Genomic DNA, 14,068 nt, shown 5'->3' on the forward strand with positions numbered 1-14,068 from the left:
GGCTCAGGCCGGGCCCAGCTGCCGGTGTTCGGTGCTGCAGTAGGCCTGGTTGCCGAGCATCACGGCCTCTGCCTGGGGGATGTGTACGCCGCAATGCGCGCAGGCCAGCATGTCCTGCGGCAGCGCGCGTGGCGATGGGGAGGATGGCTTGGGCGCAGCATCGTCCGGTGCGCGGCGGCTGCGCCAGATACCGATGGCCACGGCCAGGACTACGAAAAGAACCAGGTATTTCATGCGCTGCGGCCCAGAACCACTTCCAGCACAAACCGCGAGCCCACATAAGCCAGCAGCAGCAGGGCCGCCCCGGCATACAGCACCCGAACCGCATTGCGCCCGCGCCAGCCAAAACGCGCACGGCCCAGCAGCAGGGTGGCAAACGTCAGCCACGACAGCAGGGAGAAGATGGCTTTGTGATCCCAGCGCCAGGCGCGGCCATACAGCGTCTCGCCAAACAGCCATCCGGCCAGCAGCGTGGCGGTGAGCAGCACAAAACCGGCGGTCACGAAGCGAAAGGTCAGCCGCTCCAGGGTGAGCAGCGGAATCCCGCTGTGCGGGTCTTCCGCCTGGCGGATGTGGCGCTCGGCGCGGGTCATGAGCCAGGCGTGCACCACGGCCGCCGCAAACAGGCCATAACAGGCGATGCCCAGGGCCAGGTGCAGCGGCAACCAGGCGGATGCCGCAACATGCAGGGGTTGGCCCGGGAAGACCATGGCCAGCACGATGGCGGCGGCACCCAGGCCCGCCAGCACCCAGCGGGACTGCATCTGCGGGAAAAGCTGCCGCTCCACCGCATACACCGTGAGCACCAGCCAGGCCGTCATCGACAAGGCGGGGGCAAAACCAAAACGCGGCGTGTCGCCCCACAGGCCCCACACCAGCACTGCGCCATGCAGCACCCAGGCCAACAGCAGGGCGTTGCGGGCCGCTGCGGCGCCCAGGCGCGGGGCTGCGGCGGCTGGGACGGCGTATGCCACCGCGGCGGCCAGGGCCAGCAGCCAGCTGATGGGGGAGCTACTCGCTAAAATCATGGGTCACAGTTTAGCCTTTTGCCCCCACTGCCAGCGCCCTGGCAGCCTGCCCGAGACAACCACCGCGTTGATCGCGCGCAGGCAACACCGGAACTTCCCCTATGGCCTCCGCACTTACCGACAAACTCTCGCGCCTCGTCAAGGAGATGCGCGGCCAGGCCCGCATCACCGAATCCAACGTGCAGGACATGCTGCGCGAGGTGCGCATGGCCCTGCTCGAAGCCGACGTGGCCCTGCCCGTGGTGCGCGACTTCATCGCCCGCGTGAAGGACAAGGCGCTGGGCCAGGAGGTACTGGGCTCGCTCAAGCCGGGGCAGACGCTGGTGTCCATCGTCAACCGCGAGCTGGCCGCCACTATGGGCGAGGGCATCTCCGACATCAACCTGGCCGCCCAGCCACCGGCCATCATCCTCATGGCGGGCCTGCAGGGTGCGGGCAAGACCACGACCACGGCCAAGCTGGCCAAGCACCTGATCGAGAAGCGCAAGAAGAAGGTGCTGACCGTCTCGGGCGACGTGTACCGCCCGGCGGCCATCGAGCAGCTCAAGACCGTCACGAAGCAGGCGGGCGCTGAATGGTTCCCCAGCACGCCCGACCAGAAGCCGCTCGACATCGCGCGCGCCGCACTCGACTACGCCAAGAAGCACTACTTCGACGTGCTGCTGGTCGATACGGCGGGCCGGCTGGCCATCGACGAAGCCTTGATGAAGGAAATCAAGGACCTGCACGCCACGCTGAACCCGGTGGAGACCCTGTTCGTGGTCGATGCCATGCAAGGCCAGGACGCGATTAACACCGCCAAGGCCTTCAAGGAGGCGCTGCCGCTCACCGGTATCGTGCTCACCAAGCTCGACGGTGATTCGCGCGGCGGTGCGGCGCTGTCGGTGCGGCAGGTCACCGGGGCGCCCATCAAGTTTGCCGGTGTCTCAGAGAAGATCGACGGGCTGGAGGTGTTCGATGCCGAGCGCCACGCAGGCCGCATCCTGGGCATGGGCGACATCGTGGCCCTGGTCGAGCAGGTCACGGCGGGCGTGGACATGGAGGCCGCCCAGAAGCTGGCCGCCAAGGTCAAGAGCGGTGACGGCTTTGATCTGAACGACTTCCTGTCCCAGATCCAGCAGATGAAGCAGATGGGGGGGTTGTCCAGCCTGATGGACAAGCTGCCCTCTCAGCTCACGGCCAAGGCCGGTGCGTTGGACATGGACAAGGCCGAAAAAGACATCAAGCGCAAGGAAGGCATCATCCAGAGCATGACGCCGTTGGAGCGCCGCAAGCCCGACCTCATCAAGGCCACGCGCAAGAAGCGCATTGCCAATGGGGCGGGCGTGCATGTGCAGGAGGTCAACCGCCTGCTCAAGGAGTTTGAGCAGATGCAGGGCATGATGAAGAAGATGAAGGGCGGCGGCCTCATGAAAATGATGAAGCGCATGGGCGGCATGAAGGGCATGGGCGGGGGCGGCATGCCCAAGATGCCTTTCTGAGCGCCCCGGCCCTGGCACCCCAAACCCTGAAGAGGCGTTGCTGCTTCTTCAGGGTTTTTGCTTTTTAGAGCGGCTAAAAAACTCTTCTGGCGTCGTTGTCGCGTCTTGTCGTACTGCCTGCTCTAGCCAGAACCGCTTCGCTGGATTTTGTTGGGGGCTCTTAGGGCGTTGGCGGCCCTCAGGGCGCCTGCAGCCAGTGCTTGAGCGGCTGATGCGCCCATGCCTTGGCATCGTCACCCACAAAAAGGCTGGGCTGGGAGGCAGGGAGCTTGCGGCGTTTTTCCTGTGTGGCGATGGACTTTTGTGCTTCGGCCAGCCAATCGGTCATCGAACGGCTGTCCGCGTCTGCCTGTCCAAACAGGGCTTCGGTAAAGGGCGTGTGGTTGCCGTTGTACTTGCACTGAAAGCTGGTGCGGCGTGCGTCCGTGGCTGTGATCACCACGCGGTTAGGGGCTTTCAGGGGCTCGATGAAGGCGCCGCTGTAGCAGGTGGACAGCACTACCAGTGTGGGCACCTTGTGGAGCGGTGCCAGCGCATCGCTCAATGCCTTGGGGGTGAGGGGCTGCAGGTTTTTTCCGCCCGCGCTGATGTTAAGCAGACCGGGGTTGCTGTGGGTGGAGATGAACAGCAGCACGCGGTCGCGCGGGCGGGCCACCTCGGCCGTCTTGGACATCACCAGTGCAAAATTTTCTGCCGTGGCCTGGGGCCAGTCGGTGGGCTGGTCGCGCGCGGGGTTGGCCAGCTTGAGCATCAGCGCATTGGGGTCGATGTCCTTGACCCACTTTTCGGCCAGCAGAACATCATTGCGGAACGCCTTGGACTGCGAGTGCATGGCAAAGCCCGCGAAGATGATGCGCCCGGGTGGTTCAGGGGGCGGAGGTGGGGGCGCCGGGGTGGCGATCGGGACCGGCTTGTGGGGCGGCGCCGGGGTGGGCTGGGCGCAGCCCACCAGGGCCAGGGTCAGGGCCAGCGCGCTGGCCTGGATCAGCCGCCAGCGGGCGGCAGGGAACAACAGAAGAGGTGGCATCGATAGCGGGGCCGCGCGGCGCCGCAGACCACCGTCAGGCAGAACGGTCTGGGCGCAGGGGCCAGGTGAAAAGGACACGCATCGTAACGACTTGCCAGGCGTGGGTTACAACGCCAGGAGGCCCTAGGTTTGAAGGTTGTTAAGGCCTCTGCGCGCGATGGTAAACACTTTATCGCTATCAAATATGTAGTAAATGAGAAAAAGCCGGTGTGGGTGCCAGCTTGTGGTTTGTACCTGATTTTTCACATTGTCACAAAGCTGCCAGCGGCGCGGGCCGGGCCAGGCGGCTGGCGTGCAGCCAGGCGCGGCGCAGCACCGGGGGTGACCAGGACTCCTCGGGGATCAGCAGCAGGCGCTGCGCGCGCAGTGCACGGCCCAGGGCGATCTGGCTGGTCCAGACCGCCAGAGGAATCGCCAGCGCCAGCGGCAGGCCCACCGGCATGAGCCACAGCAGGGCGCTGCTGTCGATCAGTGCCACGCCCAGTGCCAGCAGGCCGATCAGCCCGCTCATCGGGGCCAGCTGGCGCACGGCGTGGCGCCAGGGCACGGCATGGGCTTCGCGCGGGGGCGACTTCCATTCCAGCTTCAGCCCGGTCAGCGCGATCAACACAAACAGCGAATGCGCCAGCATGCGGATGGGGGCCTGCAGGATGGCCAGCACGCTCTCCAGCACGGCGCTCTTGAGCAGACTCAGGGCCCCGCCGTACTCCTTGTGCTCGCGCCGCATGAAGACGGCGGCCACGCCCAGGATGCGGGGCAGGAACAGCAGGCACAGCGTCCAGGCCCACAGCGCCAGTAGCTCGGCGGGAAGGATGTGCCAGTCGGCGACCAGCTTGGCGCCCGACAGCCACAGGGCCGTGCCCAGCGTGAGGAAGGCCAGCCACAGCGGCGCCGACAGGTAGGCCATGGCGCCGGTGATGAACATGGAGCGGTGCACGGGGTGGATGCCGGGCTCGGCCATCAGGCGCGCGTTCTGCAGGTTGCCCTGGCACCAGCGGCGGTCGCGCTGCAGCTCGGCCAGCAGGTCGGGTGGCTGCTGCTCATAGCTGCCAACCAGGTCGGCCACCAGCCACACGTGGTAGCCCGCGCGGCGCATCAGCGCGGCTTCGACAAAGTCGTGCGACATGATGCCGCCCGCCAGGCCGCCCTGGCCCTTGATGGGCGCCAGTGCGCAGTGCTGCATGAACGGCGCCACGCGGATGATGGCGTTGTGGCCCCAGTAGTGCGATTCGCCCAGCTGCCAGTACTGCATGCCCAGCGTGAACAGGCGGCCGGTGACGCGCGACGCAAACTGCTGCGCGCGGGCGTGCAGCGTGACGTGACCGATGGCCTGCGTGGCGGTCTGGATGATGCCCGCCGTGGGGTTGGCCTCCATCAGCTTGGCCATCGAGACAATGCAGTCGCCGCTCATCACGCTGTCGGCATCCAGCACCACCATGTAGCGGTAGTCCTTGCCCCAGCGGCGGCAAAAATCGGCCACGTTGCCCGCCTTGCGGTGGGTGCGGCGCGTGCGCAGGCGGTAGTACACCTGCACCTGGGGCTGTTGGCCGTGTTGGGCCAGGGCAGTGCGCAGTGCCTCCCATGCTGCGCGCTCGGCGGTGGCAATGGCGGGGTCGCTGCTGTCGGACAGCACGAACACGTCGAAGCTGGCGCCGTGGCCGGTGGAGGCCACCGACTCGCAGGTGGCGCGCAGCCCGGCAAACACCGTGGCCACATCCTCGTTGCAGATGGGCATGATGATGGCCGTGCGTGCCTCGGGGGCCAGCGCATGCCCCGCCACACTGCGCACGGACAGCGCGTGTTTGTCCCCGCGCAGCATCACCCAGAAGCCCATCAGCCCGGTCAGAAAACCGGTGACCACCCAGGCCGACAGCAGCGCAAACAACGCCACCTGCCCGTAGCCCAGCCAGGGGTTGTCATAGTCGGGCTGCACACCCGCAAACAGCACACTGGCCAAGGCCGTGGCCAGCGCGGTGAGCAGTGCAAAGGTCCAGCGGCGGCGTTGTGCCGCCTGTTCCCAAGCCTGTGTGGGGCGGTCGGCCTGCGCTGCGCGAGGGGTGCTGCGGCCCTGGCCGGTCAGCCGCAGCAGCAGCGCCGTGCCCAGGCTGTTCCAGAAGCCGCGCCAGGGCAGCGGCACCATGGAGCCTCGGTGCAGCGGAGGGGCGGTGACGGCATGCGGATGCCGTTCTTCGCGCAGGGGGCTGCGGGGCGGATGGGCGGGCACCGGCGGGCTTACTCGGGAAGAATGATGTGCGTCCATGTTTCACTCACAGCGTGGTTGTCGTGTTGGAGAAAAGCGCGCAGCTCGATGGGCCGGTCGGCCTGCTGGCGTTGAATGCGAACCGTCATGCGCCACTGGTCAGTGGCGGGGTTGCGGTAGACGATGTTTTCCAGCAACTGGCCGTTGGCATCGCTGGTCACCACGGCCTTCACCGTGGCGTTTGCAGGCAGGGCGCGGAGTGCCGGGCCGTCGAAATCGACCACGTACTGCACCTGCTGGGCCAGTGCCTCGGCGGGCTGCTTGGAGTAGCCCATGCCGCGCCGCGACTGCGTGGCCCAGGCGCCGGGTGGCCGTTGCTGCTCATCGCCCTGCCAGCTCAGCTCATAGGCAAACTCCATCGGCTGGCCGGGGGGCGGCATCTGGGCGGGCACCCAGTACGCCACGATGTTGTCGTGTGTTTCGTCGGGGGTGCTCAGCTGCACCAGTTCCACCCGGCCCGCGCCCCAGTCGTGCAGGGGGCGCACCCAGGCGCTGGGGCGGCGTTCGTAGCGTGCCTCGACGTCCTCATAGTTCGACCACTGGCGATCGCGCTGCATGAGGCCGAAGCCCTTGGGGTTCTTGGTGGCGAACGAGGTGACCAGCGTCTGCTGGGGGTTCTGCAAGGGGCGCCAGAGCCATTCACCCTCGCCGGTGGCCACCATCAGGCCGTCGGAGTCATGCACCTCGGGGCGGAAGTCGCCCTTGCGGGGCTGGTTCTCGCCAAAAAAGAACATGCTGGTCAGCGGTGCAACGCCCAATGTGGCGATGGGTTGGCCACTGCCGGGGCGCACAAAAATACGGCTGTGCACGGTGGTGGTGGTGCTCGTTCCCGGCTGGATGTCGAAGCGGAACGCACCGGTGGCGCGCGCTGAGTCCATCAGCGCATACACCGTGACTTGCGTGGCCGAGGGGTCGGGCCGCACCAGCCAGAACTCGGTGAATCGGGGGAACTCCTCGCCACTGCCCCCCACGGTGTCGATGGCCAGCCCCCGCGCCGACAGGCCGTATTGCTGGCCCTTGCCCAAGGCGCGGAAGTAGCTGGCGCCCTGGAAGACCACCAGCTCGTCCTTGTAGGCGCTGGAGTTGAGGTGGTTGTGCAGGCGAAAACCCGCAAAGCCCAGGTCGCCCCAGGCCTCGGGCCGCACCTGGTTCTTGCCGTAGTCGAAGTCTGCGCGGCGGTAGCTGAGGTGGCGCAGGCCCTGGGGCGTGACCTCGTTGATCAGCACAGGTTCTTTCTGGTACAGGCCCAGATGGAAGAACATGGCTTCGAACGGCAGCTGCTCGGCGCGCCACAGGGCGCGGTCGGGGCGCCAGCGGATGTCGCGCACCTGGTCGTAGTCGAGCTGTGCAAGGTCTGCGGGCAGCTTGTCGCTGGCTGCGCGGTAGGGCTTCTCGGCCCGCTCCCGGGCCAGGCGGGTAAGGCTGTCGAAATCGAAGGCCGGACCCGGTGTCTGTGCCTGGACAACCCCAGCCAGCAAGGTGGCGGTCAATGCCGCCGCAGCCCACAGGGTGCAGCGAAAGGCGGGTGATCGGTAAGAAAAAACAGCTTGCATGCCGACACTAGGGCAAACCCTGTGCCAGCTCGAAAAAACTGTTCTAAATCAGATGCTTAGGCGGTTATTCGCATGTAAGCATTTGTGCAGGGTGGCGGTGGCCCGCAAAACCCGGACTTTTTGTCGCCACCTGGCGACAGCATCGCTGGTGGCTGTAAAAAAGCGCTTGAAAATCAAGCGCTTACTCTTGTCGCTCATCAGCGACGCCGTCGGGGTCGGCTGCATCGCTCTTGAAGTTTCCGGGCGTGAGCGCGTGTTTTTGCAGCAGCCGGTAAAACTCGGTGCGGTTGCGCTGTGCCAGGCGCGCGGCGTCGGCCACGTTGCCATCGGTCATCTTCAGCAGGTCCACCAGATACTCGCGTTCAAAGCGCTGGCGGGCCTCGGCAAAGCTCAGCACCTGGGCCGACGGAATGCGCAGCGCCCGCTGCACCAGCGTCAGCGGCACCAGTGGTGTGGTGGACAAGGCGCACACCTGCTCGACCACGTTGTAGAGCTGGCGCACGTTGCCAGGCCAGGCGGCGGCTGTGAGGGCCTTGAGCGCTTCGGGCGCAAAGCCCGACAGGCGCTTGTCGTACTTGCGGGCCAGCTTGTCCAGAAAGTGGTTGGCCAGCAGCGCAATATCCTCGCGCCGCTCGCCCAGCGTGGGCAACTGCAGCGTCACCACGTTCAGGCGGTAGTAAAGGTCTTCACGGAACTGGCCCGCCGCCATGGCCGCCTCCAGGTCGCGGTGCGTGGCCGAGACAATGCGCACATTGACCTGGATGGACTGGCTCGCGCCCACAGGCCGCACGGCGCGCTCTTGCAGCACGCGCAGCAGCTTGACCTGCAGGGCGGGCGGCATGTCGCCAATCTCGTCCAGCAGCAGCGTGCCGCCCTCGGCCGCCTGGAACAGGCCCTTGTGGTTGCTCACGGCGTCGGTGAACGCACCTTTGACGTGGCCGAACAGTTCGGATTCGAGCAGCGCCTCAGGAATGGCGCCGCAGTTCACCGCCACAAAGGGCTTGCCCGCACGGGGGCTGGCGCGGTGGATGGCCTGGGCCAGCAGCTCCTTGCCCGCGCCGCTGTCGCCCAGCAGCAGCACGCTGGCGTCCGACTGGGCCACCAGGTAGGCCTCGGCTAGCAGGTCGGTCATGCGGGCCGAGCGGCTCACGATGTCGGCGCGCCAGGCCTCGTTGGCGTGGGCCTGGTGCACAGCGGGGGCGCTCAGGGCCAGGGCCTGGGCCACTTTTTCCAGCAGCTCTTTGCCGTCGTAGGGCTTGGTCAGGTAGGTGAACACGCCCCGCGATGTGGCCTCGACCGCGTCGGGGATGGTGCCGTGCGCCGTGAGCAAAATCACTGGCAGAGAGGGGTGGCGTGCATGCACCTCGTCAAACAGCGCCAGGCCATCCTTGCCGGGCAGACGCACGTCGCTCAGCACCAGCTGGGGCCGGGCCACGTCCAACTGCGCCAGCGCGGCTTCGGCCGAGCCTACGGCCACCACCTCGTGCCCGGCGGCTTTGAGGCGCAGCGACAGCAAGCGCAGCATGTCGGCATCGTCATCCACCACCAGGATGCGGTGGGCGTGGCTGTGGGCTGCCGGGCGTGTGGATGTGGGCATGGTGTGCGACCTCAGGGTTTGGCGGAGCCATTGCCGTTGTTGCTGCCTGCGCCGGGGCTTGCAGCAGCTGGCGCGGGGCGTGTGGTCAGGCTGCGTTCAATGGCACGCACGGCCTCCAGGCGGTCGGCCAGCTGTTCATTGCGGCGCTGGGCGTCGCGCAGTTGCTGGGCCTGGCGATCGAGTTGCTCCTCCAGGCGGCGCTGCTGGGTCAGGCGCGCCTCCAGCAGGCGGGCCAGCGGGTGCAGGTCTTGGGCGGCAGGGTTGGCCAGGGTGCGCTGCACTAGGCCCAAGGCGCGGGCGGTGTCCACGGGTTGGCGGGTCTGGGCCAGCACCAGTGCCAGGCGCAGGGCGCGCGAGGGCTTGCTCTCGTCCAGGTCCGACAGGCGCGCCGTCTCACGCGCCAGGTCGGAGGTGCTGGCGCTCAGGGTGCGGTCGGCATAGGCCAAGGTGTCGCGCAGCAGGTCTTTGGGCGGCGTAGTGGGCTCGTCGCTTTCAGCGGCCAGTGGTGTGGGCTGGGCCATGGTGGGCACTGCTGCTGCGTCTACCGCGTGGGGAGTAGTCACTGGGGCCACATCTGGCTGCGTGGGCGCCGTGGCGCAGCCTGCCAGCAAAGCCGTGCACACGCACAAGGCTGCGCACAGGCGCCAGGAAGTCGCCTGCGCAGGGCAGTAAGTCGGCAGGGCTTGAGGTTCAGGAGGCATCAGGCAATTCAATTCGGAAAAATGAGCGGGAGGCATCGCCCGGCATCGGCAGCACCTGCACCCGCCCGCCGTGGGCGTGGATGTATTCCTGCACGATGGACAGCCCAATGCCGGTGCCGCGCACCGCGTTTTCGGGCTGGCGCTCGCCCCGATAAAAAGGTTCAAACACATGGGCCCGGTCGGTGGGGGCCACGCCGGGGCCGTCGTCGGTCACGTCCACCTGCACCTGGCCAGGGGCGTGCGACACGGTCAGGCGCACGGTGGCTTGTTCGGGTGAGAAGCGGATGGCGTTGGACAGCAGGTTGCCCATGGCCGAGGTGATTTTCTCTGCATCCAGCAGCAGCACGGTGCGCTCGCCGACCACATCCACCCGCAGGCTGCGGGCCTGCCATTGCAGGCGCTGGGCCTCCACCAGGTCTTCCAGCAAGGCGACCAGATCGGTCTCGCGCCGCTGCAGCTGGCGGGCCTCGAAGGCGGCGGCGTTAAAGCGCAGCAGCGCCTCGATCTCGCTTTGCAGCACCAGGGTGTTCTGGTGCAGGATCTGCGTCACTTCTTTTTGGCCTTCGCTCAGCGCTCCGGTCACGCCGTCTTGCAGCAGGGCCACGCCCTCGCGCAGCGCGGCCAGCGGCGTTTTGAGCTCGTGCGAGACATGGCGCAGAAACCGCGCCTTGTCGGCGTCCAGCTCCAGCAGGCGCAGGCGCAACCATTCCAGCTGCTGGCCCACGCGGCGCACGTCGGCGGGGCCGGTGATGGCCACGGGTTGTTCCAGCTGGTTCTCGCCCAGGCGGCGAATGGCGCGCTCGAGCCGCTTGAAGGGGCGTGCCAGCCAGATGCCCAGCCACAGCGCCAGCACCAGCGCCAGCACAATCGCGCCCACCAGTTGGTGCATCACAGTGCTGCGGCTGGCGTCTACCCGCGCTTGCAGTTCGCTCGCCTGGCGGGCATTGAGTTCTTGTACCGATTGCGTGATGGCCGCGTGCAGCGTGTCGAGCGCCACAAACTCTTCGGCCACGCTGCGTTCGTTCTCCAGCGATTGCCAGGGCGGTGCGCGCAGCAAATCGCGCACGGTTTGCATGCGCGCTTGCCACTGCTGGGCCTGCGCGGGCGGCAGGCCCGCTTCGCTCAGCTGGCGCACGATGCCCTGGGCATCGGCGGCCAGGTCATCAAAGCTTTGGCGCAGCAGGGGGTCGTTCAGCACCAGCGATTGCCGGGCCGAGCGTTCCATGGCCTGGCCGCGCTGGTTCAGCGCCTGGGCCGCCACGTTCAGCGCGGCCGCCTGGGCGGCGCTGGCCTGGCTTTGGCCCATCAGCGCTTCGAGGGTGAACACAGCTCGCAGGGCGCTGGCGCCCAGCACCCCGGCAATCAGCAAGAAGGCGAGCAGCAGCAGTTGCTGAAACGATGGGCCGTGCGGGCGAGCCTGCGGAGGGCTCGTGGGGTGTGGGGCCATGCGCCGGAGGGTCAGGCGGTGAGGGCGGCGCCCTCGCGCACCAGCACTTCGCCGCGCAGGGTGTAGGCCTTGGCTTCGGTGATGGTCACATCCACCATCTGGCCCACCAGGCGGGGCTGGCCCACAAAGTTGACCACGCGGTTGCACTCGGTGCGGCCCATCAGCTCGGTGGCGTCGCGCTTGGAGGCGCCTTCCACCAGAATGCGCTGCACCGTGCCCACGCGGCTTTCGCTGATGGACTTGATGTTGGCGTTGATGACGCCTTGCAGGTGCTGCAGGCGGCGCAGCTTCACGTCGTGCGGCGTGTCGTCGTGCAGGCCCGCCGCAGGCGTGCCAGGGCGGGGGCTGAAGATGAAGCTGAAGCTGTTGTCGAAGTGGATGTCGTCGATCAGCTTCATCATCTTGTTGAAGTCGTCCTCGGTTTCGCCAGGGAAGCCCACGATGAAGTCACTGCTCATGGCCAGGTCGGGGCGGATGGCGCGCAGCTTGCGCACCGTGCTCTTGTATTCCATGGCGGTGTAGCCGCGTTTCATGGCCATCAAAATGCGGTCGCTGCCGTGCTGCACGGGCAGGTGCAGGTGGCTGGCCAGCTTGGGCAGCTTGGCATAGGCCTCGATCAGCCGGGGTGTGAACTCGTTGGGGTGGCTGGTGGTGTAGCGGATGCGCTCAATGCCGGGGATGTCCGACACGTATTCGAGCAGCAGTGCAAAGTCGGCAATCTCGGCCGTGCCACCCATCTTGCCCAGGTAGGCGTTCACGTTCTGGCCCAGCAGTGTGATTTCCTTCACGCCCTGGTCGGCCAAGCCCGCCACTTCCACCAGCACATCATCAAATGGGCGACTCACCTCTTCGCCACGGGTGTAGGGCACCACGCAGTAGCTGCAGTATTTGCTGCAGCCTTCCATGATCGACACAAAGGCGCTGGCACCTTCGACGCGCGCGGGCGGCAGGTGGTCGAACTTTTCAATCTCGGGGAAGCTGATGTCCACCTGCGGCTTATCGAGCTGCTCGCGCTGGTTGAGCATCTCGGGCAGGCGGTGCAGCGTTTGCGGGCCAAACACTACGTCCACATAGGGCGCGCGCTTGATGATCTCGGCGCCTTCCTGGCTGGCCACGCAGCCACCCACGCCAATCTTCACGCCGCGTGCCTTCAGGTGCTTGATGCGGCCCAGGTCGCTGAAGACCTTCTCTTGCGCTTTTTCGCGCACCGAACAGGTGTTGAAGAGGATGAGGTCGGCCTCGTCCACGTTCTGGGTGGGCTCGTAGCCTTGGGCGGCTTTGAGCACGTCGGCCATCTTGTCCGAGTCGTACTCGTTCATCTGGCAGCCGAAGGTTTTGATAAAGACTTTTTTGGCCATGGCAATGTCGCAAATAGCAGGTGGTCCCCGCCGCCAGCGAGGCGCGGAGAGGGCTTGGAGGTCGCAAGCACGCAGGCCCAGCGGCCCGTGCCAGGGGGAATTACTTCAGGACGGCGCCAGAGCCAGTCGTGATATTGCTGGTGGTGGTGTCGCTGCCCTTGCGAGGCTGCGCTGCCTCGCGCTCGGTCAGGATCCAGGCCGCGTGCAGCATGCCTGTGCTGGCTTCCAGCACGTAGTTGACCTTGAAGGTCTGCCCCAGCACCGTGTGCGCCATGACCAGGGTGTTCTGGGGGCTGAACAGCCGCATCCCGGGCGCCATGCGGATGGATTTGCCGTTGAGCACGGCTTCGGCGGTGGTCGAGAGGGTCAAGGTGCCGCGCAGTGCAGCTTCCGGGAAAGGGCGGTTCATGCCCAGCCCGGGTTCCACCTGGGCGACTGCGGGCATGGCTGCTGCCAGCAAGCCGCAGCAGGCCAAGGCTGCGAGCCATGCGTGCCGATGGCGGTAGATGGGAGCGGAGATGGGGGTGTTGCAGCGGTTCATGGTTTACATCCAGGGGCTGAAGTCGCGATTCTAGGGGGGTGCTGTTGGCACGGGAACCCACAGACGGTCTGTTGGGCCTGTGAAACAGGCGCCTCAAAGAAAAAACCCACAGTGAGTTGCCGCACTGTGGGTTTCTATATGGTGGTCGTAGGTGGACTTGAACCACCGACATCAGCATTATGAATGCTGCGCTCTAACCAACTGAGCTATACGACCGCAGACCAAGATTATAGAACAAAAATTATTGGTGTGTGAAGTTGGCTGCGCGTTTGTTCATGAACGCATCCATGCCTTCCTTCTGGTCCTGGGTGGCAAACAGCGCGTGGAAGAGGCGGCGCTCGAACATCACGCCGTCCGACAGCGTGCCTTCGAATGCCCGGTTCACGGATTCCTTGGCGGCCATCACGGCCAGCTGGGAGAAGCCTGCCACGATGATGGCGGCGCCCAGGGCCTCGTCCATGAGCTTGTCGTAAGGCACTACGCGGCTGACCAGGCCTGCGCGCTCGGCTTCGGCCGCATCCATCATGCGGCCCGTCAGAGCCATGTCCATGGCCTTGGACTTGCCCACAGCGCGGGGTAGGCGCTGTGTGCCGCCAGCGCCGGGAATCACGCCCAGCTTGATTTCAGGCTGGCCGAACCGGGCGTTGTCAGCCGCAATGATGAAGTCGCACATCATGGCCAGCTCGCAACCGCCGCCCAGCGCAAAGCCGCTCACGGCGGCGATCACGGGCTTGCGGATCGAGCGGATCGTCTCCCAGTTGCGCGTGATGTAGTCGCCCTTGTAGGTGTCGGCAAAGCTGTACTTGGCCATCGCGCCGATGTCGGCGCCGGCTGCAAAGGCTTTTTCGCTGCCCGTAACGATCATGCAGCCGATGTTGTCGTCCGCGTCAAAGGCCTTGAGGGCCGCGCCCAGCTCGTTCATCAACTGGTCGTTCAGCGCGTTGAGCTGCTTGGGGCGGTTCAGCGTGATGACGCCGACCTTGTCCGCTTCAATGCGGACTTCGATGGTTTCGTAGGCCATGAAATCTCCTGAGTGTGTGGTTTGTTATGTCAGCGCAGGGAATATACCCAACCC

At 66.1% G+C, this 14,068-nt stretch carries 12 protein-coding genes and 1 tRNA gene; 1 reads left to right on the forward strand and 12 read right to left on the reverse strand.

Annotated elements, in window-relative coordinates:
- Positions 1-3: 3 nt before the first annotated feature.
- Both AvAM_RS03805 and AvAM_RS03810 read right to left on the reverse strand, forming a co-directional pair.
- Positions 4-234, reverse strand: coding sequence for a PP0621 family protein (locus AvAM_RS03805; protein WP_108617293.1), 231 nt, complete (start codon positions 232-234; stop codon positions 4-6).
- Positions 231-1,028, reverse strand: a complete 798-nt coding sequence (locus tag AvAM_RS03810) for an inner membrane protein YpjD (RefSeq protein WP_137745840.1) — start codon at positions 1,026-1,028, stop codon at positions 231-233. Before AvAM_RS03810 ends, AvAM_RS03805 begins: the two co-directional genes overlap by 4 nt.
- 101 nt (positions 1,029-1,129) lie before the next feature.
- Here AvAM_RS03810 and ffh point away from each other — a divergent pair, with 101 nt between their 5' ends.
- Positions 1,130-2,509, forward strand: coding sequence for a signal recognition particle protein (gene ffh / locus AvAM_RS03815; protein WP_137745841.1), 1,380 nt, complete (start codon positions 1,130-1,132; stop codon positions 2,507-2,509).
- 178 nt (positions 2,510-2,687) lie between these two features.
- Here the strand turns inward: ffh and AvAM_RS03820 are convergent, their stop codons facing one another.
- The 10 genes from AvAM_RS03820 to AvAM_RS03865 all read right to left on the reverse strand — a co-directional run bounded on the left by AvAM_RS03820 (position 2,688) and on the right by AvAM_RS03865 (position 14,014).
- A complete protein-coding gene (locus AvAM_RS03820) occupies positions 2,688-3,536 on the reverse strand; it encodes a C13 family peptidase (protein ID WP_249367921.1) in 849 nt (282 codons plus the stop codon).
- A gap of 250 nt (positions 3,537-3,786) precedes the next feature.
- The gene (gene mdoH, locus AvAM_RS03825; protein WP_137745842.1) at positions 3,787-5,796 is read right to left on the reverse strand and encodes a glucans biosynthesis glucosyltransferase MdoH; all 2,010 of its coding nucleotides are present in this window, start codon (positions 5,794-5,796) and stop codon (positions 3,787-3,789) included.
- Positions 5,769-7,349, reverse strand: a complete 1,581-nt coding sequence (locus AvAM_RS03830) for a glucan biosynthesis protein G (RefSeq protein ID WP_137745843.1) — start codon at positions 7,347-7,349, stop codon at positions 5,769-5,771. Before AvAM_RS03830 ends, mdoH begins: the two co-directional genes overlap by 28 nt.
- A gap of 181 nt (positions 7,350-7,530) precedes the next feature.
- A complete protein-coding gene (locus tag AvAM_RS03835) occupies positions 7,531-8,946 on the reverse strand; it encodes a sigma 54-interacting transcriptional regulator (protein WP_137745844.1) in 1,416 nt (471 codons plus the stop codon).
- Positions 8,947-8,957: 11 nt separating this feature from the next.
- Positions 8,958-9,647, reverse strand: coding sequence for a hypothetical protein (locus AvAM_RS25850; protein ID WP_249367923.1), 690 nt, complete (start codon positions 9,645-9,647; stop codon positions 8,958-8,960).
- On the reverse strand, positions 9,637-11,094 hold the full coding sequence (locus tag AvAM_RS03845; protein WP_137745845.1) for a sensor histidine kinase KdpD: 1,458 nt from the start codon (positions 11,092-11,094) through the stop codon (positions 9,637-9,639). The genes AvAM_RS25850 and AvAM_RS03845 overlap by 11 nt, the downstream gene beginning before the upstream one ends.
- Before the next feature lie 11 nt (positions 11,095-11,105).
- Positions 11,106-12,452, reverse strand: coding sequence for a tRNA (N6-isopentenyl adenosine(37)-C2)-methylthiotransferase MiaB (miaB, locus tag AvAM_RS03850; RefSeq protein WP_137745846.1), 1,347 nt, complete (start codon positions 12,450-12,452; stop codon positions 11,106-11,108).
- 100 nt (positions 12,453-12,552) lie between these two features.
- A complete protein-coding gene (locus AvAM_RS03855; protein ID WP_137745847.1) occupies positions 12,553-12,993 on the reverse strand; it encodes a hypothetical protein in 441 nt (146 codons plus the stop codon).
- Between the two features lie 139 nt (positions 12,994-13,132).
- Positions 13,133-13,209: transfer RNA gene (locus AvAM_RS03860), tRNA-Met, on the reverse strand.
- Between the two features lie 25 nt (positions 13,210-13,234).
- Positions 13,235-14,014, reverse strand: coding sequence for an enoyl-CoA hydratase (locus AvAM_RS03865; protein ID WP_137745848.1), 780 nt, complete (start codon positions 14,012-14,014; stop codon positions 13,235-13,237).
- Positions 14,015-14,068: the final 54 nt, after the last annotated feature.

Origin of the sequence: Acidovorax sp. NB1 (assembly GCF_005405905.1) — a bacterium.
GTDB lineage: Bacteria > Pseudomonadota > Gammaproteobacteria > Burkholderiales > Burkholderiaceae_C > Acidovorax.

Excerpts from the sequence above, each read along its gene's own strand:
- AvAM_RS25850 (WP_249367923.1), bottom strand. The coding sequence starts at position 9,647 with ATGCCTCCTGAACCTCAAGCCCTGCCGACTTACTGCCCTGCGCAGGCG.
- AvAM_RS03820 (WP_249367921.1), bottom strand. The coding sequence starts at position 3,536 with ATGCCACCTCTTCTGTTGTTCCCTGCCGCCCGCTGGCGGCTGATCCAG.
- AvAM_RS03835 (WP_137745844.1), bottom strand. The coding sequence starts at position 8,946 with ATGCCCACATCCACACGCCCGGCAGCCCACAGCCACGCCCACCGCATC.
- AvAM_RS03845 (WP_137745845.1), bottom strand. The coding sequence starts at position 11,094 with ATGGCCCCACACCCCACGAGCCCTCCGCAGGCTCGCCCGCACGGCCCA.
- AvAM_RS03865 (WP_137745848.1), bottom strand. The coding sequence starts at position 14,014 with ATGGCCTACGAAACCATCGAAGTCCGCATTGAAGCGGACAAGGTCGGC.
- mdoH (WP_137745842.1), bottom strand. The coding sequence starts at position 5,796 with ATGGACGCACATCATTCTTCCCGAGTAAGCCCGCCGGTGCCCGCCCAT.
- ffh (WP_137745841.1), top strand. The coding sequence starts at position 1,130 with ATGGCCTCCGCACTTACCGACAAACTCTCGCGCCTCGTCAAGGAGATG.
- AvAM_RS03805 (WP_108617293.1), bottom strand. The coding sequence starts at position 234 with ATGAAATACCTGGTTCTTTTCGTAGTCCTGGCCGTGGCCATCGGTATC.
- AvAM_RS03855 (WP_137745847.1), bottom strand. The coding sequence starts at position 12,993 with ATGAACCGCTGCAACACCCCCATCTCCGCTCCCATCTACCGCCATCGG.
- miaB (WP_137745846.1), bottom strand. The coding sequence starts at position 12,452 with ATGGCCAAAAAAGTCTTTATCAAAACCTTCGGCTGCCAGATGAACGAG.
- AvAM_RS03810 (WP_137745840.1), bottom strand. The coding sequence starts at position 1,028 with ATGATTTTAGCGAGTAGCTCCCCCATCAGCTGGCTGCTGGCCCTGGCC.
- AvAM_RS03830 (WP_137745843.1), bottom strand. The coding sequence starts at position 7,349 with ATGCAAGCTGTTTTTTCTTACCGATCACCCGCCTTTCGCTGCACCCTG.